This is a genomic window from Spirillospora sp. CA-142024 (genome assembly GCF_050942325.1).
GTDB lineage: Bacteria > Actinomycetota > Actinomycetes > Streptosporangiales > Streptosporangiaceae > Spirillospora.
Window position 1 is genome coordinate 6,880,935 of the sequence record NZ_CP192077.1, and the last position, 20,756, is coordinate 6,901,690.

At 71.9% G+C, this 20,756-nt stretch carries 17 protein-coding genes; 9 read left to right on the forward strand and 8 right to left on the reverse strand.

What is annotated here, in order from left to right:
- Positions 1-108: 108 nt before the first annotated feature.
- Positions 109-2,997, reverse strand: a complete 2,889-nt coding sequence (locus ACQPZP_RS32545) for an AAA family ATPase (protein WP_433473518.1) — start codon at positions 2,995-2,997, stop codon at positions 109-111.
- Positions 2,998-3,148: 151 nt separating this feature from the next.
- Positions 3,149-3,553: a hypothetical protein gene (locus ACQPZP_RS32550; protein ID WP_433473519.1), complete on the reverse strand. Its 405-nt coding sequence runs from the start codon at positions 3,551-3,553 to the stop codon at positions 3,149-3,151.
- A gap of 429 nt (positions 3,554-3,982) precedes the next feature.
- Between ACQPZP_RS32550 and chvE the strand changes: the two genes are divergently transcribed.
- From chvE to ACQPZP_RS32570, 4 genes are read left to right on the forward strand one after another with little or no spacing between them, the layout of a single operon-like run.
- Complete coding sequence (chvE, locus tag ACQPZP_RS32555; protein WP_433473520.1) at positions 3,983-5,113, forward strand: multiple monosaccharide ABC transporter substrate-binding protein; 1,131 nt, start codon at positions 3,983-3,985, stop codon at positions 5,111-5,113.
- A gap of 54 nt (positions 5,114-5,167) precedes the next feature.
- Positions 5,168-6,706 carry a multiple monosaccharide ABC transporter ATP-binding protein gene (mmsA, locus tag ACQPZP_RS32560; protein ID WP_433473521.1) on the forward strand — a complete coding sequence of 513 codons (1,539 nt, stop codon included), beginning with the start codon at positions 5,168-5,170 and terminating at the stop codon, positions 6,704-6,706.
- Positions 6,703-7,944, forward strand: a complete 1,242-nt coding sequence (mmsB, locus tag ACQPZP_RS32565) for a multiple monosaccharide ABC transporter permease (protein ID WP_433473522.1) — start codon at positions 6,703-6,705, stop codon at positions 7,942-7,944. The genes mmsA and mmsB overlap by 4 nt, the downstream gene beginning before the upstream one ends.
- Before the next feature lie 50 nt (positions 7,945-7,994).
- On the forward strand, positions 7,995-9,005 hold the full coding sequence (locus tag ACQPZP_RS32570; RefSeq protein ID WP_433473523.1) for a LacI family DNA-binding transcriptional regulator: 1,011 nt from the start codon (positions 7,995-7,997) through the stop codon (positions 9,003-9,005).
- A gap of 3 nt (positions 9,006-9,008) precedes the next feature.
- Here the strand turns inward: ACQPZP_RS32570 and ACQPZP_RS32575 are convergent, their stop codons facing one another.
- Complete coding sequence (locus tag ACQPZP_RS32575) at positions 9,009-9,644, reverse strand: TetR/AcrR family transcriptional regulator (RefSeq protein ID WP_433473524.1); 636 nt, start codon at positions 9,642-9,644, stop codon at positions 9,009-9,011.
- A gap of 56 nt (positions 9,645-9,700) precedes the next feature.
- Here ACQPZP_RS32575 and ACQPZP_RS32580 point away from each other — a divergent pair, with 56 nt between their 5' ends.
- Both ACQPZP_RS32580 and ACQPZP_RS32585 read left to right on the forward strand, forming a co-directional pair.
- Positions 9,701-10,243 carry a VOC family protein gene (locus ACQPZP_RS32580; protein WP_433473525.1) on the forward strand — a complete coding sequence of 181 codons (543 nt, stop codon included), beginning with the start codon at positions 9,701-9,703 and terminating at the stop codon, positions 10,241-10,243.
- A 28-nt stretch (positions 10,244-10,271) separates the two neighbouring features.
- On the forward strand, positions 10,272-11,243 hold the full coding sequence (locus ACQPZP_RS32585) for a hypothetical protein (RefSeq protein WP_433473526.1): 972 nt from the start codon (positions 10,272-10,274) through the stop codon (positions 11,241-11,243).
- Positions 11,244-11,280: 37 nt separating this feature from the next.
- Here ACQPZP_RS32585 and araB read toward each other — a convergent pair whose 3' ends face one another.
- The 4 genes from araB to ACQPZP_RS32605 all read right to left on the reverse strand — a co-directional run bounded on the left by araB (position 11,281) and on the right by ACQPZP_RS32605 (position 16,254).
- Positions 11,281-12,909, reverse strand: a complete 1,629-nt coding sequence (gene araB, locus ACQPZP_RS32590; protein ID WP_433473527.1) for a ribulokinase — start codon at positions 12,907-12,909, stop codon at positions 11,281-11,283.
- An 11-nt stretch (positions 12,910-12,920) separates the two neighbouring features.
- Positions 12,921-14,417 (reverse strand): L-arabinose isomerase, encoded by a 1,497-nt coding sequence (araA, locus tag ACQPZP_RS32595; protein WP_433473528.1) that lies wholly within the window; start codon positions 14,415-14,417, stop codon positions 12,921-12,923.
- Entirely contained in the window at positions 14,414-15,085 is a 672-nt protein-coding gene (locus ACQPZP_RS32600; protein WP_433473529.1) for an L-ribulose-5-phosphate 4-epimerase, read from the reverse strand. Before ACQPZP_RS32600 ends, araA begins: the two co-directional genes overlap by 4 nt.
- 131 nt (positions 15,086-15,216) lie before the next feature.
- Positions 15,217-16,254, reverse strand: a complete 1,038-nt coding sequence (locus ACQPZP_RS32605; protein ID WP_433473530.1) for a LacI family DNA-binding transcriptional regulator — start codon at positions 16,252-16,254, stop codon at positions 15,217-15,219.
- Between the two features lie 227 nt (positions 16,255-16,481).
- On the opposite strand from ACQPZP_RS32605, the gene ACQPZP_RS32610 reads away from it, so the two are divergent.
- Both ACQPZP_RS32610 and ACQPZP_RS32615 read left to right on the forward strand, forming a co-directional pair.
- Entirely contained in the window at positions 16,482-17,219 is a 738-nt protein-coding gene (locus tag ACQPZP_RS32610; RefSeq protein ID WP_433473531.1) for an SCO6745 family protein, read from the forward strand.
- Between the two features lie 140 nt (positions 17,220-17,359).
- On the forward strand, positions 17,360-19,075 hold the full coding sequence (locus ACQPZP_RS32615) for a hypothetical protein (RefSeq protein WP_433473532.1): 1,716 nt from the start codon (positions 17,360-17,362) through the stop codon (positions 19,073-19,075).
- Between the two features lie 16 nt (positions 19,076-19,091).
- Here ACQPZP_RS32615 and ACQPZP_RS32620 read toward each other — a convergent pair whose 3' ends face one another.
- Positions 19,092-20,279 carry an MFS transporter gene (locus ACQPZP_RS32620; RefSeq protein ID WP_433473533.1) on the reverse strand — a complete coding sequence of 396 codons (1,188 nt, stop codon included), beginning with the start codon at positions 20,277-20,279 and terminating at the stop codon, positions 19,092-19,094.
- Between the two features lie 65 nt (positions 20,280-20,344).
- Between ACQPZP_RS32620 and ACQPZP_RS32625 the strand changes: the two genes are divergently transcribed.
- Positions 20,345-20,728 carry a MerR family transcriptional regulator gene (locus ACQPZP_RS32625; RefSeq protein WP_433473534.1) on the forward strand — a complete coding sequence of 128 codons (384 nt, stop codon included), beginning with the start codon at positions 20,345-20,347 and terminating at the stop codon, positions 20,726-20,728.
- Positions 20,729-20,756: the final 28 nt, after the last annotated feature.

Genomic DNA, 20,756 nt, shown 5'->3' on the forward strand with positions numbered 1-20,756 from the left:
GTGTGGATGTTCAGGGGGTTTAGAAAGCCTCACGAAGAACGCATAGGGATATCCCTATGCCTGCGAACGAGCCGCGCCGGGGCGCCACGGCACACGCGAATCCGCGGGTCAGCGGCCGGAGACCGCCAGGCGGGCGACGTCCACCCGGGAGCGGACGCCGAGCTTGCGGAACGTCCGGGTGAGGGCGGCCTCCACCGTCTTGATGCTGAGGAACAGCCGGGCGGCGATCTCCCGGTTGGTGGCGCCCTCGGCGACCAGCACGGCGACCTTGCGCTCGATGTCGGTGAGGATGCCGAGCGGGTCCTCGCCGGCGGACCGGCGGACCGGGCCGTCGTGGTCCACCCGCTGGAGTTCGGCCAGCGTCCGGGCCAGCCAGGGCCGGGCCTCGGTCTTGGCGAAGACGCCGCGGGCGCGCAGCAGGTCGGAGCGGCCTCGCTCCGGGTCGTCCAGCCGGGCGCGCAGCGAGCCCAGCTCCAGCCAGGCCCGGCCCTCTTCGAGTCGGTACGGGAGGGCCTGGAGCCGCTCCCCCGCGCGGCTGAGCCCGTCCAGCGCGGCGTCGCGGTCGCCTTGGGCCGCGCAGACGAGCGCGGCCGACCGGTCGAGCACGGCCAGGACACCCCGGCGTCCCAGCCTGCCTGCCTGCGCTCGGGCCTCGGCCAGCAGTTCGGCGGCCTCTCCGGGGCGGCCGACGCCGACGAGGGCGTCGGCGAGGTCCGCGTGCCAGCGGCGCACCGAGGGATCCGCGAGCCCCTGCTCGGTCTCCATGCGCCGGACCTCGTCCAGGATCCGCACCGCCGCGGTCGCGTCGCCCAGTTGCAGCCGCACCAGGCCCTCCGCGTGCAGCGCTCGCGGGAGGAACAGCAGGTCGCCGTCGCTCTCGCTGTGCTGCACCGCCTGTTCCGCCGCGGTCAGCGCCCGGTCGAGGTCGCCGCCTGCGGCTTCGGCCAGCGCGAGCGCGTACCAGGAGGGCCCCTGGCTCAGCCCGCAGTCCTCGGCCAGGCCGAGGCTCTGCCGCGCCAGGCTGAGCGCCTGCCGGCAGCGTCCCTGGAGGACCTCCACCTGGCTCATGCAGTACAGGGACAGGCACAGGCTCTCGACCACGCCGCGCTGGCGGACGCTGTAGATCAGCGCGCGCAGCTCGGCGCGTGCCTCGTTCAGCCGGTCGTGCATCAGGTGGTGGCGGTGCTTGAGGTGGATCGGGCCGTTGTGATGCCACATCACCTCGGGATCCTGCGGATCGGCCAGCGCCCTGCGGAGCGTGCGCTCGGCGTCGGGACGGCCCAGGAAGAACTCGATGTTCGCCTGCTTGCTCAGCGCGAACAGCTCGGTCCTCCGATCCCCCGCGAGGGCGGCCAGCTCCGCGGAACGGCGGGCGTGCACATGCGCGGCCGCCGCCGAACCCCGCACCATCCAGGCCCGCCAGCTCAGCCGGTAGTGCAGCGGGGCGAGCAGCGACGGCTCGCCCCGGGCGGCCTCCATCGCCTTGGGGAAGACCTCCTCCACCTCGGCCAGGGCCTGGCCGGACGAGTCCATGATCACCACCCAGGCCCGGACCCGGTCCCGCGGCACCGCCGTCCGCTCCAGGGCCTGCCGGGCGAGCCGCCTGGCCAGTTCGTAGTCGCCTGCGGCAACTGCGTCCTCGGCGGCGCGCAGCCGCCTGCCGACCGCGGCGTCCCGCTCGGACGCGGGAGTGTGATCGGCGGCCAGCTCGCCGAGATGGGCCGCCGTGGAGAGGCCGCCGCGGCGGCGGGCCACGGTGGCGGCCTCCTCCAGCGTCGCGGCGATCCGCCGGTCCCGTCCCGATGTCAGCTTGGCCAGGTGCAGGGCGCGCTCCACGGGATCGCGCACCGCCTCGGACAGCGCCTGGTGGGCCGCCTTGCGCTCGGTGGACTCGGCCTCGGCGTAGATCACCGCCGAGAGCAGCGGATGGGCGAAGCGGATCTGCCCGCCGGCGTCCACGTCGACGATGCCCCGGCGCTCGGCCTCCGCGAGGCCGGCGCGTCCCGTCCGGCGCAGCAGCTCGACCGACGGCCGGCTCGCGGCGGCCGCCATGAGCAGCGTTCCGCGGGTCTGGGAGGAAAGCGCGTCCATCCGTTTCCGGATCAGCACCGAAAGGCTCTGCGGAATGGGCAGCTCGCCGGTTCGCAGATCATCGCTGTCCAGAACACTGCGCGCCAGTTCCACCGCGAAGAACGGATTTCCGCCGCTCACCTCGTGTATCCGGACGAGCTGCGAGCGCGGCCAGGATCGGCCGAACCGGCCGCCCAGCAGGACCCCCAGTTCCGCCACCGGCATGGGCGGCACCCGGACCGTGAGCACCGGTTCCGGGCACAGGCCGGCCGCGTCCCCCCAATGGCCGCCCTGCCCGCCCCCGGACGGCTCCGGCCGGATGGAGGCGATCACCCGCAGCGGCAGCGCGAGCCGGGCCGCCCGCCGCGCCACGAAGGCCAGCAGCTCGCCGGTCGGACGGTCCAGCCACTGCGCGTCGTCGATCAGCACCAGGCCGGGCCGGTCGGCGCACAGCGTCCGGAAGGCGTGCAGGACGCCGAGCCTCAGGCACAGCAGGTCGCGTTCCCCCAGCGGGACGTCATGCAGGAGCAGCGCGGACCGCAGGGCATGGCTCTCCGGTCCCGGAAGGCGGTCGATGACCTCGTCCACGACCTGTGCGATGAGGTCGATGAGTCCGAGGAACGGCAGGTGATGCTCGGTCTCCGCCGGACCGCAGGCGAAGATCCGGTAGCCGGCCGCGGTGTGCTCGGCCGCCAGGGCGGACAACAGGGTGGACTTCCCGATCCCGACCGGGCCCGCCAGCAGGACACCGCCACCGCCGGCCGCAAGGTGGTCGCGCACCTCGCCGAGCACGCTCTCCCTGCCGGGCACAGGCGTGACGCGGACGCCGGCGCGGCGAACCCGCCCGTCGTCTGCCGCCAGGAAACGCGCCGGAAGGACGGCGCCCACGTTCTCCCTGGCCGGCCGGACCCCACGTGTCATCCGCATGGCCTCCGGACGCCCGCCTCGCCGTATGAACCCGCCTGCGGACGGTAAACCCTTCCGGATGCGCCGTCAAGATTTCGAAACCTCATTCCGAAAAGAATGGCGGTCGCCAATTTCTCCGCGTCGGCGGACGCCATTTCGCCGAAAAGACCCGTCATTCCCGGCGGACGAAGCCGTGCCGGGCGAGGAGGTCGGTGAACTGCCGGCCGGCCGCGGTGAGCTGCTTGCCCATGCCCCGGCATGCCTCGCAGCGGTCCTTCTCCGGCGCGGACGGGCGGGCCTTCATGTGATCGTCGATGGCGCGTTCCACGGCGGTCACGATGGCGGGCTCCGCCGTGGCGCGCTCCGGGACGGTGACGGGAGCGGAGCCCGGCGTGGGACGCAGTTCGTGGGCGCGGCGCGCGGCCTGGGCGACGGCGATCAGCTCGCCGGCGCGCCGGTGCCATTCGAGCCAGCGCTCGTTCGGTGTGCTGCCCGTCCCCCCGCACACCGAGCAGTCGTCCTCCAGCGCCTGCAGAAGCCGCGCCCACTGCCCGGCGCCGCCGGGCCGGTCAGCCACCGTTGCCACCCTGAGCGGGTTTCACGAATCCCTGTCCATTCCCAGTCCCAACGTCTCGGATCCCACAGGGCCCCCGCTTCCTCGTACGCGCGCTGGTCCCGGCTGGTTCGGACCGTCCGCGAATGCACCGGAACCTGCCGGTGCCTGCCACGCAGCCCCGGGGCGGATGTTTGCGTTAACTAGCCACCCCGTCAACGACCGTCGCGGCAGGGCGTCGGCTCGATGTCGTTATCCCTGGTCAGAGGGTTTCTCGCAGATGAGGGTGCACAGAGTGTTGACGTGCGGAGTGATAACGCTAACAATCGTGAGGCGAGTTCGCCCTGGCGGGTGGTCACGGTTGTGACGCGGCGCACAGCGAGCTCTTGACATGGAAGTGTGACCGGTAACAGTGTGTCCCGGGACACCCGGCACCCACCCCTGAGGTGAGACGTGAAGCGTAGGAAGCTCGTCAGCCTGACGCTGGGCCTCGGCCTCGCGTTCGGCATGACCGCATGCGGATCGGCGGAGAAGACCGTCGACAAGAACAAGGCCGAGAACAAGTCGGCGGCGGGCGCCCTCGTCGGCGTCACGATGCCGACCCGCTCGTCGGAGCGCTGGATCCACGACGGCGACAACGTGAAGAAGCAGCTGGAGCAGCTCGGCTACAAGGTCGACCTCCAGTACGCCGAGAACGACATCCCGACCCAGGCGAACCAGATCGACAACCAGATCACCAAGGGCGCCCGGCTGCTGATCGTCGCGTCGATCGACGGGACGGCCCTCACGACGCAGCTGCAGACGGCGGCCGACAAGGGCATCCGGGTCATCTCCTACGACCGGCTGATCCGCAACTCCCCGAACGTCGACTACTACGCGACGTTCGACAACTACAAGGTCGGCGTCCAGCAGGCGACGTCGCTGCTGGTCGGGCTCGGGCTGAAGAAGGAGGACGGCTCGGAGGGCACGGCGAAGGGCCCGTTCAACATCGAGCTGTTCGCCGGCTCGCCGGACGACAACAACGCGACGTTCTTCTACAACGGCGCGATGGACACCCTGAAGCCGTACCTCGACAAGAAGGCCCTCGTCATCAAGAGCGGCCAGAAGGACTTCAAGACCATCGCGACGCTGCGCTGGGAACCGGAGCGGGCGCAGAAGCGCATGGAAGACCTCATCACCCGCTCCTACGGCGGCGGGACGAAGGTGCAGGGCGTCCTGTCCCCGTACGACGGCCTCTCGATCGGCATCCTGTCGGCGCTGAAGTCCAGCGGCTACGGGACCCCGGGCCAGCCCTACCCGATCGTGACCGGGCAGGACGCGGAGGTCGCCTCGGTCAAGTCGATCATCGCGGGTGAGCAGTACTCGACCATCTACAAGGACACGCGGCAGCTCGCCACGGTCACGGTGAAGATGGCGGACACGGTCCTGAAGGGCGGCAAGCCCGAGGTCAACAACACCAAGGACTACAACAACGGCGTGAAGGTCGTGCCGTCCTACCTGCTGAACCCCGTGATCGTCAACAAGGGCAACTACAAGCAGCAGCTCATCGACACCGGTTACTACACCGAGAGCCAGCTGAAGTAGCGCCTCGCGGGCGGGCGCTCGTGCCGGCGCCCGCCCGCTTCCCTGAGGAGGACCATGACCGACGCGATACTGCGGATGCGCGGCATCACCAAGACATTCCCCGCGGTCAAGGCCCTCCAGGACGTGAACCTGGAGGTGCGGCGGGGTGAGATCCACGCGATCTGCGGCGAGAACGGGGCCGGCAAGTCGACGCTGATGAAGGTGCTGTCCGGCGTGTACCCGCACGGCGACTACAGCGGCGACATCGAGTTCGACGGCGAGCCGTGCCGGTTCTCCGGCATCCGCGACAGCGAGCAGCGCGGGATCGTCATCATCCACCAGGAGCTGGCGCTCAGCCCGCACCTGTCGATCGCCGAGAACATCTACCTCGGCAACGAGCGCCGGGGACGGTTCGGGCTCATCGACTGGAACCGGACGAACGCCGACGCAGCGGACCTGCTGAAGCGGGTCGGGCTGCACGAGAACCCGGTCACGCCGGCGATGGACCTCGGCGTCGGCAAGCAGCAGCTCGTGGAGATCGCCAAGGCGCTCTCCAAGCGGGTGAAGCTGCTGATCCTGGACGAGCCCACCGCCGCGCTCAACGACGCCGACTCCGAGCATCTGCTCGACCTGCTGCGCGGCCTGCGCGACGAGGGCATCACCTGCGTGATCATCTCGCACAAGCTGAACGAGATCCGTGCGATCGCCGACTCGACCACGATCCTGCGGGACGGCCGGACGATCGAGACGCTCGACATGAGCGGCGACGTGTCCGAGGACCGCATCATCTCCGGCATGGTCGGCCGCGACCTGGAGCACCGGTTCCCCGACCACGTCCCCGAGATCGGCGACGAGGTGCTGCGGATCGAGGACTGGACCGTCCACTCCCCCACCCAGCGCGGCCGGACCGTCGTGCACGGCGCCGCCCTGACGCTGCGCCGCGGCGAGATCGTCGGGCTCGCGGGCCTGATGGGCGCCGGGCGGACCGAGCTCGCGATGAGCGTGTTCGGCCGCAGCTACGGCATCGGGATCACCGGCCGGATCTACAAGGACGGCAAGGAGATCGCGATCCGGACCGTCACCGACGCGATCCGGCACGGGCTCGCCTACGCGACCGAGGACCGCAAGAAGTACGGCCTGAACCTCATCGAGGACATCAAGCGCAACGTCTCCGCGGCCGGGCTGCGCGGCCTCGCCAAGGCGGGCTGGGTGGACGACAACCGCGAGTACGAGGTCGCCGAGCGGTTCCGCAAGGAGATGAACATCAAGGCGCCGAGCGTCATGTCGGTGACCGGCCAGCTGAGCGGCGGCAACCAGCAGAAGGTCGTGCTGTCGAAGTGGATGTTCACCGACGCCGACGTCCTGATCCTGGACGAGCCGACGCGCGGCATCGACGTCGGCGCCAAGTACGAGATCTATTCGATCATCAACCGGATGGCCGACCAGGGCCGGGCGGTGCTGGTGATCTCCTCCGAGCTGCCCGAGCTGATCGGGATCTGCGACCGCGTGTACGCGATGGCGGGCGGGCGGATCACCGGTGAGGTGAGCCGGGCGGAGGCGACGCCGGAACGGCTCATGCAGTACATGACACAGACCGAGGAGACCAGAACATGAGCAGCGTGGCGCCGGCCGACCAGGCCGTGACCCCGCCTCCGGCGGAGCGGCCGGCCCCGGGCCGGGCCCTGCCGGTCAACCTGCGGCAGAGCGGGATCTACATCGCGTTCGCCCTGATCGTGGCGCTGTTCGCGGTGCTCACCGAGGGGCGGCTGCTGTCGCCGGAGAACATCTCCAACATCATCGTCCAGAACTCCTACATCCTGATCCTGTCGATCGGGATGATCCTGATCATCATCGGCGGGCACATCGACCTGTCGGTGGGATCGGTGGTGGCCGTCACGGGCGCCATCTCGGCCGTGCTGATGGTGAACCACAACGTGCCATGGCCGCTGGCGGTGCTGCTGACGATCCTCGCCGGTGCCGCGATCGGCGCCTGGCAGGGGTACTGGATCGCCTACTTCGAGATACCGGCGTTCATCGTCACGCTGGCCGGGATGCTGGTGTTCCGGGCGCTGACCCTGACCGTCCTCGGCAACCAGGGCATCGGACCGTTCCCGGAGCAGGTGCGGACGATCGCGAACGGGTTCCTGTCCGGCTACCTCGGCAACATCGCGCTCGGGCCGCTCGGCGGCGCCGACCTGTTCACGCTGCTGGTCGCGATCGCGCTGGTCGGCGGGTACGTCGCGATGGGATGGCGGAACCGGCAGGGACGCATCGGCTACGGGCAGAAGGTCGAGCCGCTCGTCGTGTTCGCGCTGAAGAACGCCCTCGCCGTCATGGTCGTCATGTTCATCGCCGTGCAGCTCGCGCGGTTCAAGAACATGCCGTGGGTGCTCGTCCTGCTGGGCGTGCTCATCCTCGGCTACACGCTGGTGACCAACCGGGCCGTGTTCGGACGGCACGTCTACGCGCTCGGCGGCAACCCGCTCGCGGCCAAGCTGTCCGGCATCAAGGTCAAGTCCGTCTCGTTCTGGCTGTTCGTCAACATGGGCGTGCTCGCGTCCATCGCGGGCATCGTGTTCGCCGGGCGCCTCAACCAGGCCGGCCCGACCGCCGGGACGAACTTCGAGCTGGACTCGATCGCGGCTGCGTTCATCGGCGGCGCGGCCGTGCAGGGCGGGGTCGGCAAGGTGATCGGCGCGATCACCGGCGGCCTGATCATGGGCGTGATCAACAACGGCATGTCGCTGCTCGGCGCGCCGAGCGAGCGGGTCATGCTGATCAAGGGTCTGGTGCTGCTCGCGGCGGTCGCGTTCGACATCTGGGCGAAGCGGCGCAGCGGGACGGCGCGCTGACCGGCAATCCCCCGCCCCGGGGACCGGGGCGGGGTATGTTCCGGGGTGACATGACCACCACACCACCCGCCCGGCCCGGGCTGCGCGATGTCGCCCGGCTCGCAGGGGTCTCCCACCAGACCGTGTCGCGGGTGTTCAAGAACCATCCGATGGTCAGCCCGAAGACCCGGGACCGGGTGCTGGCCGCCGCGGCTCAGCTGGACTTCCGGCCGAACGCGGCGGCCCGGGCCCTCGCCACCGGGCGGTCCCGGACGCTCGGCGTCCTCAGCTTCGACACGGCGCTGTTCGGCCCGGCGTCCATCATCGCGGCGATCGAGCGGAACGCCAGCGCCGCCGAATTCTTCACCAGCGTCGCCAGCCTGGAGTCACCGGGCCACGGCGCGGTCGCGGGAGCGGTGGAGCGGTTCCGCGACCAGGGCGTGGACGGGATCATCATGATTCCCGGGCACGTCCCGGTGGAGGCGGCGCTGCGCCATCTGCCGGACGATCTGCCGACCGTCCTGCTGGGGCCGGAGGCGGCGGTGCCGACCGTGTCGGCCGACCACTACCTGGCCCCGCGCGAGGCGACCCGGTACCTGCTGGAGCTCGGGCACCGGACCGTCCACCACCTGCCGGGGCCGGCCGACTGGTCGGAGGCGAACGAGCGGACCCGCGGCTGGCGGGACGCCCTCGCCGAGGCCGGCGCGGACGTCCCCTGCTGCGCGCCCGGCGACTGGAGCGCCCGGTCCGGCTACGAGCGGGGCCGCGTCCTCGCCGCGGACCGGGACGTGACGGCCGTGTTCGCGGCGAACGACCAGATCGCGCTCGGGCTGCTGTGGGCGATCCACGAGAGCGGCCGCCGGGTGCCGGACGACGTCAGCGTCATCGGCTTCGACGACATCCCGGAGGCGGCGTTCCTCACCCCGCCGCTCACCACCGTCCGGCAGGACTTCACCGCCCTCGGCCGGCACTGCGTCGAGCTGCTGATCGCGCAGTTCACCGCGGGCGGGGCCGCCCCGGACACGCCGAAGCTGGTGCCGAGCCAGCTGATCGTCCGGCGCAGCACCGCCCCGGCCCGTTGACGATCATCGCGGCGGCGCTGTCAGCACCTGCACCAGGGTGCGGTGCAGCCAGGCGCGGTATTGCCCGGGTGCCCATCCCGTAGTGCGTCGCAGTAGCAGGTAGGTTTCCGCCTGCCCCGCCAGCGCCACCGTCTCCTCCTGCCACGCCGGGTCTGCCGTCTCGGTGAGCAGGCCATCGGTGCGGGCGCTCCGGACGAATCGGTGCAGCAGCTCGCGGGTGTCGGCGCGGCCGGCCTGGAAGGCCTCCGCCAGCTCGGGTTCTGTGGCCTGAGCCTGGAGCACCACGTCGAACAGATCGGCGGCGCGTTCCATCAGGCCGGTGGTCCCTTCGACCAGCGCCTCGATCCGGTCGGCGAGGGTCCGGCCCGTGAGGGCCGCCTGGTACCAGTCCCTTTCGGCGACCGCTCGTTCCGCGGTGTCCCCCGCCACGGCCACATCGACCACGTGTCGCAGCAGTGCCGCCTTGGTGCCGAACCGGACGTAGACGGTCCGGTGTCCGACCTCGGCGTGGTCCGCGACCGCGGTCAACGTCGTCGCGTGGTAGCCGTCGCGGACGAACAGCGCCCGCGCGGCGCGGAGGATGCGCCGTTCGGTCTCGGCCACCCTGGCGGCGCGAAGTCCCTTGACAAGCTCGTTCATTCGATGCAGTCTAACTGTAATGATGCAGTCCCACTGCAATTCGAGGGAAGAATTCCATGAACACCGACGACGCTCCTGCTCTGGACGGGGTGCACCACCTGAAGTTACCTGTCGGTGACATCGAGCGCTCGCGCTCGTGGTACGCATCCCGGCTCGGCTACGTGCCGGTGATCGAGTTCACCAAGGACGGCCGGACGACCGGGATCACCATGGCCCACCCGAACGGCGGGCCGGTGATCGGATTCGTCCTCGATCCCGAACGCGCCCAGCGGGCGAGCGGCTTCGACTACTTCGCGATCGGGGTGCCGGGCAAGGCGGAGCTCGAGGCTCTGGCCGCTCGGCTCGCCGCACTCGGCGACGAGCACGCCGGGGTCCACTTCGCCACCATCGGCTGGATCCTGCCCGGCACGTACGACCCCGACGGGCACGAGGTCCGCTTCTACACCACCGACCACCACACCCCGATTCCCGCCGGCGGCACGCCCCTGGTGGTGGACGACCCGGTCGGCACCGAAGCCGAGCGCAGGCGGACCCACCGGGCGCGCGGCGCCGACGATCCCGGCACGGCCCGGAGCACCAGGTCAGATGATCAGCCGTAATGTCCCCGGCGGCGATGGAGGAATCCCGGTGGCCAGTCCGCAACAGCGTCAAGGCGGCCTCGGGCCGGTCCTGCCGGCAATGCTCGGTGCGCTCTGCTGCTCGATCGTCGGCACACTGATCACCACCTCGCTGCACCTGTCGCCCACCACCCGGATGGCCGCCGCCGCCGGGGGCGCGGCACTCGCGCCGATGATCGCCACCGTCGGCCGGCTGCACCGGCTGCGCATCGGCGCCGGCCTGATGATCACCATCGTCGCGCTGGCCGTCACCTACGGCGGGTTCACCATCGTCGACAGCGCCACCGGGCGCACCGACCCGCACCTGCCGCTTCCCCCGGTCGGCGGCACCGGCCGCCTCGGCGAGTTCAGCGGCAACCCCACCAGGACCGGCCTGCACATCAAGGCGGAGCCCGCACCGCTGGAACTGGACTGCGACGACACGGCAACGGCATGTGAGGGGACGGTGCGCGTGTCCAACGCCGGGACCCTGCCGCTGCGGATCGGCGCGATCGAACTCCAAGGACCCGCCGCCGCTGCCTACAGCCACACCGGCTGCGAACACCAGACCCTTGCCGTCCACGGCGACTCCTGCCGGATCACCGTCAGAAGGCGGACGGCCACCGCCGGCACCGCCCGCCTGATCATCCACCAGAACCTCCCCGGACCGCCCACCGAGGTCGACCTGAGCAGCGGGCAGACGGGCGGCGGGGAGGTCACCGGGCCGGTGAGCCTGACCGCGTGCGAGACCCCGGCCGACGGCGTGGCCTGCCCGATCAAGGGCACAGGGTTCAAGCCCGGCGAGATCGTCGAGCTGACCTACACCTGGCCGCTGGGCGCACGCAGCCGCTACCAGCTCACCACCTCGGGCGACGGAGGCTTCGAACACCAGCTCCTGCGTGCTTCGCCGCCCGGAACGGTCGAGGTCGGCGCCGTCGGCCGGACATCAGGCCGCACCGCGGCGACCAGCTACCTCATCTCCGGCTCCACCCGCCCGCAGTAAGGCGGCGGGCCGCACTCTGGGCGCGAAACGCCGCAGGTCAGCGGAGGGCGCGGAGGCGGTGCATGATCGCGCCGTCGGCGAAGTGGTCGTGCAGCGATCCGTAGATCTCGTAGAGGGCGTCGTAGGCGTCGGCGCGGTCCCGGTCGGGGACGTAGGCGGACGGCACGCGGCGGCCCATCGCGGCGGCGGCCGAGGTGATGTCGGGGTGCGCGCCGGCGGCGACCGCGGCGTGGATCGCGGCGCCGAGCGCCGGCCCCTGCGCCGAACCGATCAGCGAGAGCGGGCGCCGCAGGACGTCGGCGTACACCTGCATCAGGAACGCGTTCTTCATCAGCCCGCCCGCGACGACGAACTCCTCGACGGGGACGCCCGACGCCTCGAACGTCTCCACGATCTTGCGTGCGCCGAACGCGGTGGACTCGATGAGCGCGCGGTAGACGTCCTCCGGCCTGGTCGCGAGGGTCTGCCCGACGATCAGGCCGGACAGGTCGTGGTCGACGAGCACCGACCGGTTCCCGTTGTGCCAGTCGAGCGCGACGAGCCCGTGCCGTCCGACCGGCTGCGCCTCGGCGAGCGCGGTGAGGTGCTCGTGGACGGTCAGCCCGGCGGCCGCCGCGACCTGGTTGTACTGCGCGGGAACGCAGTTGTCGACGAACCACGCGAAGATGTCGCCGACGCCGGACTGCCCCGCCTCGTAGCCCCACAGGCCGGGCACGATGCCGTCCGCGACGACGCCGCACATGCCGGGGACCTCGGCGAGCAGGTCCGCCGACATGACATGGCACGTGGACGTGCCCATGATCGCGACCATCTGGCCGGGCCGGACGGCGTCGGCCGCGGCGGCGGTGACGTGGGCGTCGACGTTGCCGACCGCGACCGCGATGCCCTCGGGCAGGCCGGTCCACGTGGCGGCCCGCGCGGTCAGGGCGCCGGCCCGGCCGCCGAGCGGCTCCAGGTCGTGGCCCAGCTTGGCGGGGAAGTCGGCGAAGCCGGGGTGGAGCGCGGCCAGGAACTCGCGGGACGGATAGCTCCCGTCCTGGTAGATGCCCTTGTAGCCGGCCGTGCAGATGTTGCGCGACTCCCGCCCGGTGAGCTGCCAGACGATCCAGTCGGCGGCCTCGATCCAGCGCTCGGCCGCGGCGTACAGCTCGGGATCCTGTTCGAGCAGCTGCAGGGCCTTCGCGAACTCCCACTCCGAGGAGATCTTGCCGCCGTAGCGGCGCAGCCACGGCTCGCCGCGCTCGGCCGCCAGTGCGTTGATCCGGTCCGCCTGGGGCTGCGCGGCGTGGTGCTTCCACAGCTTCGGCCAGGCATGCGGCCGCGTCGGGTGCAGGTCGGACAGGGGCGTCCCGTCCGCGGTCACCGGCAGGACCGTGCAGGCGGTGAAGTCGGTGCCGATGCCGATGACCTGCGACGCCTTCACCCCGGCGACGGCCAGCGCCTTCGGGACGGCGAAGCGCAGCACGTCCAGCCAGTCGTGGGGCGCCTGGAGCGCCCAGTCGGGGCCGAGTTCGCCGCCGCCCGGCAGCTCCGTGTCGATGACCCCGTGGTCGTACTCGTGCACGCCGTCGCCGACCTCGGCGCCGTCCCGGACGCGGACGAGCACCGCCCGGCCCGACAGCGTTCCGAAGTCGACGCCGACGACGTACCGCTCGTCCGCGCTCATCAGGCTCCTCCCTACAGCCCCTGGGCCAGGCGATGGTACGCCTGGTTCCAGCGGATCTCCTTGGTGAACTGCCGCATCGTGGTGCCGGCGTCGATGGTGAGCAGCTCGACCCCCGCCATTTCGGCGAGATCGTCCAGTTCCTCCGTGCCGAGCGCCGCGGACAGGACGGTGTGGTGCGGCGCGCCCGCCGTCAGCCACGCCTCGGTGGACGTGCGCAGGTCGGGCAGCGGGCGCCACACCGCGCGCGCGACCGGCAGCATCGGCAGCGGCTCCGGCGGGGCGACGACCTCGATCTCGTTCGCGACGAGCCGGAACCGGTCCCCCATGTCGGCGAGGCCCACCACGACGGCCGGGCCGGGCACGGCGTCGAACACCAGGCGCACCGGGTCCTCGCGCCCGCCGATGCCGAGCGGGTGGATCTCCAGCGCGGGACGTCCGGCCGCGATGGACGGGCAGACCTCCAGCATGTGCGCGCCGAGGATCAGCTCGTTGCCGGGTTCCAGGTGGTAGGTGTAGTCCTCCATGAACGAGGTGCCGCCCGCCAGGCCGGACGACGCGGCCTTCAGCGTGCGCAGCAGCGTCGCGGTCTTCCAGTCGCCCTCGCCGCCGAACCCGTAGCCGTCCGCCATCAGCCGCTGGACGGCCAGGCCGGGCAGCTGCCGGAGCCCGCCGAGGTCCTCGAAGTTCGTGGTGAACGCCTTGAAGCCGCCCTCGTCCAGGAACGTCCGCAGCCCCAGCTCGATCCGGGCGCCGTAGCGGAGGGACTCGTGGCGCTCGCCGGCCGTCCGCAGCTCCGGGACGACGTCGTAGCGGTCCTCGTACTCCTTCACCAGCTCGGTGACGGCCTCGTCCGGGACGGCGTCCACCACGTCAACCAGGTCGTTCACGCCGTAGGTGTTGACGGAGACGCCGAACCGGAGCTGCGCCTCGACCTTGTCGCCCTCGGTGACCGCGACGTCCCGCATGTTGTCGCCGAACCGGGCCAGTTTCAGCGTGCGCAGCTCGTGGTGGCCGGCAGCGGCCCGCGCCCAGGACGAGACGCGCGCGCCGACCGCCGGGTCGCTGACATGCCCGGCGACGGTCTTGCGGGCGACGCCGAGCCGCGACTGGATGTAGCCGAACTCCCGGTCGCCGTGCGCGGCCTGGTTGAGGTTCATGAAGTCCATGTCGATCGAATGCCAGGGCAGACCGACGTTCGCCTGCGTGTGCAGGTGCAGCAGCGGTTTGGTCAGCGCGTCCAGGCCGGCGATCCACATCTTCGCCGGGGAGAACGTGTGCATCCACGCGATGACGCCGATGCAGGAGTCGTCGGCGCCCGCGTCCACGCACATGCGGCGGATCGCGGCCGCGTCGGTCAGGACCGGCTTCCACTTCAGCGCCACGGGCAGCGCCTCGCCGAGCCGCGCGGCGATGGCCTGGGACTGCTCGGCGACCTGCTGCAGCGTGTCCTCGCCGTAGAGGCCCTGGCTGCCGGTGAGGAACCAGATCTCGCGATTCGGAAAGCTCATTGCCGGCCCTTCTGCCCGTAGACGTTCTGGTAGCGGTCGTACAGCAGGTCGATGTCGCCCGCGTCGATCGGCAGCGGGTCGCCGAGCTGGCGCGACACGTGGACCGTCCTCGCGACGTCCTCGCACATCACGGCCGCCTTGACCGCCGCGCGGGCGCCGGCGCCGATCGTGAAGACCCCGTGGTTGCGCATGAGGACGGCGGGGCTGCGGTGCCCGTCCAGCGTCTCCACGATGCCGCGGCCGATGTCGTCGCCGCCGATGAGCGCGAACGGGCCCACGGGGATCTCCCCGCCGAACTCGTCCGCCATCGCCGTCAGCACGCACGGGATCGGCTCGTTCCGCGCCGCCCACGCGGTCGCATAGGTCGAATGCGTGTGCACGACCCCGCCGACGTCCGGCCGGTGCCGGTACACGTAGGCGTGCGCGTACACGTCGCTCGACGGCGTGAGCGGCGACTCCCCGATCGGCTCGCCCTCCAGGTCGCACAGCACCATCGACTCGGGGGCGAGGTCCTCGTACGGGACGCCGCTGGGCTTGATCAGGAAGCTGTCCTCGCCGACGCGGGCGGACACGTTGCCGGCCGTCCACGCGACCAGCCCGCCGTCCACGAGCATCCGGTGCAGGACGGCGAGCTCGGCGCGGAGCACCGCGGTCCCGTCGGCGGGCACGGGTCGGCTTCCGGGCGAAGCCCCGGAGGTCCGGGGGGCCGCCCTCGGGGGGGACTCTGACATGTGCGCTCCTCTGTTAGCGCTAACATCACCGACGTGACGACGATGGGCTCTCTGGACTGATCAGGGGGTCAGGAGCGGCGGCGGACTCCGGTGCTCTCCCGGACGACGAGCTCCGGTTCGACGACACGGCGCGTCCGGGCCGCCGCGCCTCCTCCGATCCGGTCGAGCAGCAGGTCGAAAGCGCGCCGCCCCACCTCCGCGAAGTTCTGCCGGACGGTGGTCAGCGGCGGCGGGAAGTAGGCGGCCTCCGGGACGTCGTCGAAGCCGACGACGCTGACGTCGCCGGGCACGTCCCGGCCGGCCTCGCGCAGCGCGCGCAGCAGGCCGAGCGCCATCGCGTCGTTGGCCGCGAACACCGCGGTGACCTCGGGGTCCGCGGCGATCTGCCGGCCGAGCTCGTACCCGGACCGGGCACTCCAGTCGCCCGCCGCCGGATCCGGGAGCCCGTGCCCCGCGGCCTCCAGCGCGGCCCGCCATCCGTCCAGCCGGCCGCGCGCGTCCACCCAGTCGGACGGACCGGCGAGATGCAGGACGGACTCGTGACCGAGGCTGAGCAGGTGCCGGACGGCGCGCTCCGCGCCCGCCCGGTGGTCGACCGCCACGGCCGGGAACGGCACGTCGGTGCCCGCGCCGACCGCGACGAGCGGGGTGTCGGAGGGCAGTTCCTTCAGCCCGTCGGCGGCCGACTCGTGCGGGGCGACGACCATGATCCCGTCCGCGGACTGGGCGCGCAGCCGCTCGACGCCCTCCCCGATCGACCGCCGGTTCAGCGAGCTCAGGCTGACGATGCTGACGGTGTAGCCGTGCTCGCGGGCGGCCTGCTCGATGCTGAACAGCGTGGACGCCGGCCCGTACAGCGTGGTGTCGAAACTGACCACGCCGAGCACCCCCGACCGCCCGGTGGCCAGCACCCGCGCCGCCGAGTTCGGCCGGTAGTCGAGCGCCTGCACCGCCGCCATCACCCGGGCGCGCGTCTGCGGCCGCACCTTCTCCGGCGTGTTGAGGACGCGCGACACGGTCATCGCCGAGACACCGGCCATCGCGGCCACGTCCTCCATCACCGCCAGCCGCCGGCCGTCGGGCGCCTCCGGTGAATCGGCGGCCACATCGCCTCCCCGAGCATGTCTCACCATCGTTACGCCCCGAATGTTTGCGCTAACTCCCGCAAATGTCAACAGGTGGTCACGGGCCCCACCGGGGCCGTCGCACCGTGCCGCCCGTGCAGCGTGCCCTGGAGGTACGTGGTGCGAGGGCGGGGAGGCGCCCTCGTGCGGGCGGCGCCCGCGCAGTAACCTCCCGGTTACCTGTGCGCCGACGAACCGGGAGAGCACCGATGGGCGAGCTGAGCGCAGCGGAGACCGTCCGCGCCGCCGACAAGATCATTCACGACGTGGGGTCGAGGTGGATGCTGTCCGGGGCGACGGCGAGGCACGGTCAGGAGCACGGGTTCGAGAACCCGTTCGCGTACTACTTCGCCGGCCGCGGCGGGGTGCTGGGGGACGTCGACGCCAGTGTGGTCGCGGCGGCCCTGGGCTGGTTCGAGCCCGCGTTCGTGCGGGCCCAGTGGGACGAGGGGGTCGCGGTCGCCGGGGCGCGCGAGGCGACCCGGCGGTATGCGCTGGGGTGCGCGGCCTGGGGCGAGGCCCGGCTGCCGGACGACCCGCGCCTGTCCGAGCTCGCCGGGCGCGTCGCCAAGGTGGCGGAGGGGTCGGCGCTGCCGGTGTTCTGCGGCTGGCGCGCCGAGCCGCTGCCGGAGGCCGGGCCCGCCCGGCTGATGCAGCTGGTGCAGGTGCTGCGGGAACTGCGCGGCGGCCTGCATCTCGTCGCGACGACCGCGGTCGGCCTGTCCCCGCTGGAGGCGATCCTGACGCAGGACGGGCCTGACACCGCCCGCTTCTTCGGGTGGCAGGGCGATTTCCCCGAGTGCGGCGCGCTCAAGCCGCGCCGCGTCGAGGCCGAGGAGATCACCGACCGGCTCTCCGCCGCCGTGTACGAGCGGGCGCTCTCGCCGTCCGAGCGCGCCGAGTTCGCCGAGCGGGTGGGCGCGCTGGGGTCGTCCGTCCTCGGCTGAGCCGTCCTCCCAGGCCGCAGCACCGGGTTGTCGGCCGGGCACAAGAGCGGGCCGGAGATTATGCAAATGAACAACTGTCGTAAGCAGAACGACAGGTTCATTGTTGCCCCGTAACCGATCACGTCCGGAAGGAGAGCGTGATGGGGCGGCGGATACTCCCCCTTGCGGTCATCGCGGCGTCGACGCTGGTCGTCGGGGCGGCGGCGGTGCCGGTGGGCGCGCGTGAGGCCGGCCGGACCGAGACGCTCGTCGCGTCCGGCTCGCCGGTCACCGACGTCAGCGAGTCGGTGGTGCGGGTCAGGGTGCCCCTCCCGGCGTCGGCCGGTCCACACCCGGAGGCCTGCGACTGGCTGTCCTACCTGCGGTTCCGGCACAAGGACGGACCTGCCGACGCGGCCCGGGCGGACAGGATCCTCGTCGCGCAGCCCGGCATCCTGGAGGGCGCGGGCGCGTTCGACAGCGTCGCCCGGAACACGGTCTCGGCCGCGGCGAAGAGCGGCAGGCACATCGAGTTCTGGGCGCTCGACCGGCGTTCCAACTGCCTTGAGGACGCCACCGGCCTCCAAGCGGGCCTGAAGGCGAAGGACGCCCACCTCGCGGTGGACTACTACTACCGGCAGAAACCGGTGGACGGCCGGACGTTCGCCGGATACCAGACCAACGACCAGGTGAAGTGGCTGCAGAACGTCGGGCTGGAGCAGACCGTCCGCGACCAGTACGACCTGATGGTCAGGGAGCTTCCGGACCGGGCCGCGCGCAAGCGGAAGATGCTGTGCGGAGGCCATTCCCTCGGCGGCGTCCTGACGGCGTACTTCGCCGAATGGGACTTCGACGGCGACCACTCCACCACGGACGACGCCGGGTACAACCAGTGCTCCGGCTATTTCGCGCTGGACACCCGGATCGCGACCGGGCTGCCCGGACTCGGCGGGGAGGTCCCCGAGGACTGGGTCCCCCTGGTGCGGTTCGGCGCGGGCGCGGTCCAGGCCGGGCTGGAGACCGGGGTCGTCCCGCGGGCGCTGTCGGCCCCGGCGGTGATCAACACCGAGACGATGAACCTGCTCGGCATCGCCGGGCTGGCCGCGAACCTCGCCCCGGGCGGCGTCTCGGACCTCGCGGACTACGTGCCGTCGTCGTTCAACACCGACTCGACGTACCGGGTGCTGTTCTCCAAGGACTACCCGACCTTCCTCAAGGGCTCCCCCACGGTGCGGGACTTCCGGATCACCAACGCCGCCGCGCTCGGCGGGCTGCTGGACGACAACTCCGAACCGCTCGCGTTCATGCAGTCCAGCGTCGGGTTCTGGGACGGCGGGATGATCGTCGACAAGGAGTTCCCGGCGCCGACCGATCTGGAAAAGATCGGGCTCGGCGGCCTGACCAGGCTGCTCGGCAAGGAGAAGAAGGCGATACCCGACGAGCCGAGCGGCCCGCTCTACACCTGGCGGAACTTCGACCGCGTCGGCGCGCCCGACGACCCCGTCCACAAGTCCAAGGACGGCACGCCGTTCACGTCCGCGGGCAAGGAGGTCACCGACATCGGCGAGCTGGCCCGCAGCCTGTCGGAGCACCCGCTCGACTTCACCGAGCACTACTTCCCCACGAAGATGGTCACCGACATCGCGCTGGCCGAGTCCCCGGGCATCGCGGACGACGCCGTCCACGAGAACGGCATCACCGCGAACCCGACGCTCAACCTGGAGGCGGGCGACGGCCTCGGTTTCGGCGACCCGCAGCCCGGCGACATCGTCGCGGCCGGCTACCAGCACCTGGACGTGCTGACGGCCTCCGCCGTCCAGAACGACGGGAAGCCGGAGCCGATCTCCACGAACCTGGCCGCCTTCGCCGCCGGATGACGCTCGTGCGCGCGCTTCACGACCGGAGCGCGCGCACGGCGCCCTCTTCGGGGACGGGGACGGGCCTCCGGCGCGGGACCGCGGCGGAGGTCACGGCCAGCGCGGCGAGGGAGAGCCCGGCGGCGGCGAACCCCAGCCACCGCAGCCCGCCCGCCGCGACGAGCCCGCCGCCGAGCGCCGACCCGGCCGCGATCCCGATGTTGAACGCGCACACGTTCACCGAGACGGCGAGCGTGGGCGCGTCCCCGGCCCGCTGGAGCATGACGCTCTGCAGGACCGGGGTGGTCGCCGCGGCCAGCAGCCCGAAGGCCAGGACGGCGGCCACGGCCGGCACCCGCCACGGGAGGGCCACCGGGAGGAGCGCGAACACGACCGCGAGCCCGGCGAACGTCCCGCGGACGGTCGCACCCGCCGAGCGGTCGGCGAGCCGGCCCGCGGCGAGTCCGCCGGCGAGGCTCCCCGCGCCGTAGACGAGCAGCAGCACCGAGACGGCCGTGGCGGTGAACCCGGTGATCTCGCCCAGCGCGGTGGCGAGGTAGGTGAACACGGTCGAGACGGCGGCCAGGCCGAGCCCGGTCAGCAGGATGACCAGCAGGACGGGTGGCCGCCTCAGCGTGCGCAGCTCGTCCCGGACCCGGCCGTCGGGGGCCCCAGACCGCGGGAGCGCGGCGGCCAGCAGCAGGGCGGCGGCGAGCGCGAGCACCGCCAGTACCGCGAACGGGGTCCGCCAGCCGGCCCGTTCGCCGAGCAGCATCCCGGCCGGAACGCCGAGCAGCGTCGCGACCGCGAACCCCGAGGCGACGGCCGCGATGGCGGTGCCGGCGCGCTCGGCCGGGACGGTCCGGGTGGCCAGCAGCACGACGAGGGTGAGGAACGCGGCGTGGCTGAGCGACGCGACGACGCGTCCGGCGAGGAGCAGCTCGTACGATCCGGCCGCCGCGCAGATCGCGTTGCCGGCGGCGAACAGGAGCAGCAGCCCGATCGCGAGGCCCTTGCGCGGCAGCCGGACGGTCAGCACGGTGACCAGCGGCCCGCCGATCACCACGCCCAGCGCGTAGCCGGTGACGGCCTGCCCGGCGGTCGCGACGGTGACGTCCAGATCGGCCGCGACGCGGGGCAGCAGGCCGGAGATCAGGTACTCCGACGTCCCGACGACGAAGACGCTCACGGTCAGCGCCGCGAGCACCGCGATTCCTCTTCCCATGTCCGCGACGCTAAAGTCTCACATGGATGTGAGAGTCAAGTCGTCGTGACGGAGGTCCCACCGGTATGCGCATCGGGGAACTGTCGGGCAGGACGGGCGTGAGCCAGCGCCTGCTGCGCTACTACGAGGAGCAGGGGCTGCTACGGCCCGTCCGGCTCACGAGCGGGTACCGGGAGTACCGCGAGGACGACGTGCGGCTCGTCGGCCGCATCCGGTGCCTCCTCGCCGCCGGGCTGAACACCACGACGATCGGGACCCTCCTGCCGTGCCTGCGCGACGAGGACGAACGGCTCGTCCCCACCTGCCCCGACACGCTCGCGGAGCTGCGCCGTGAACGCGACCGGATCAGCGACGCGATCGACGGGCTGGAGCAGTCCCGGTCGATGCTCGACACGGTGATCGGCGCCGGTACCGCGGCGGGCGTGTTTCACGGATCCGCCGAGGGGTAGGTGGACCGCGCGCCGAGGTGAGAGGGGC

Excerpts from the sequence above, each read along its gene's own strand:
- ACQPZP_RS32570 (WP_433473523.1), top strand. The coding sequence starts at position 7,995 with ATGACCACCACACCACCCGCCCGGCCCGGGCTGCGCGATGTCGCCCGG.
- ACQPZP_RS32610 (WP_433473531.1), top strand. The coding sequence starts at position 16,482 with ATGGGCGAGCTGAGCGCAGCGGAGACCGTCCGCGCCGCCGACAAGATC.
- mmsA (WP_433473521.1), top strand. The coding sequence starts at position 5,168 with ATGACCGACGCGATACTGCGGATGCGCGGCATCACCAAGACATTCCCC.
- araA (WP_433473528.1), bottom strand. The coding sequence starts at position 14,417 with ATGAGCTTTCCGAATCGCGAGATCTGGTTCCTCACCGGCAGCCAGGGC.
- ACQPZP_RS32545 (WP_433473518.1), bottom strand. The coding sequence starts at position 2,997 with ATGCGGATGACACGTGGGGTCCGGCCGGCCAGGGAGAACGTGGGCGCC.
- ACQPZP_RS32615 (WP_433473532.1), top strand. The coding sequence starts at position 17,360 with ATGGGGCGGCGGATACTCCCCCTTGCGGTCATCGCGGCGTCGACGCTG.
- mmsB (WP_433473522.1), top strand. The coding sequence starts at position 6,703 with ATGAGCAGCGTGGCGCCGGCCGACCAGGCCGTGACCCCGCCTCCGGCG.
- ACQPZP_RS32625 (WP_433473534.1), top strand. The coding sequence starts at position 20,345 with ATGCGCATCGGGGAACTGTCGGGCAGGACGGGCGTGAGCCAGCGCCTG.
- araB (WP_433473527.1), bottom strand. The coding sequence starts at position 12,909 with ATGAGCGCGGACGAGCGGTACGTCGTCGGCGTCGACTTCGGAACGCTG.
- ACQPZP_RS32575 (WP_433473524.1), bottom strand. The coding sequence starts at position 9,644 with ATGAACGAGCTTGTCAAGGGACTTCGCGCCGCCAGGGTGGCCGAGACC.
- ACQPZP_RS32580 (WP_433473525.1), top strand. The coding sequence starts at position 9,701 with ATGAACACCGACGACGCTCCTGCTCTGGACGGGGTGCACCACCTGAAG.
- ACQPZP_RS32620 (WP_433473533.1), bottom strand. The coding sequence starts at position 20,279 with ATGGGAAGAGGAATCGCGGTGCTCGCGGCGCTGACCGTGAGCGTCTTC.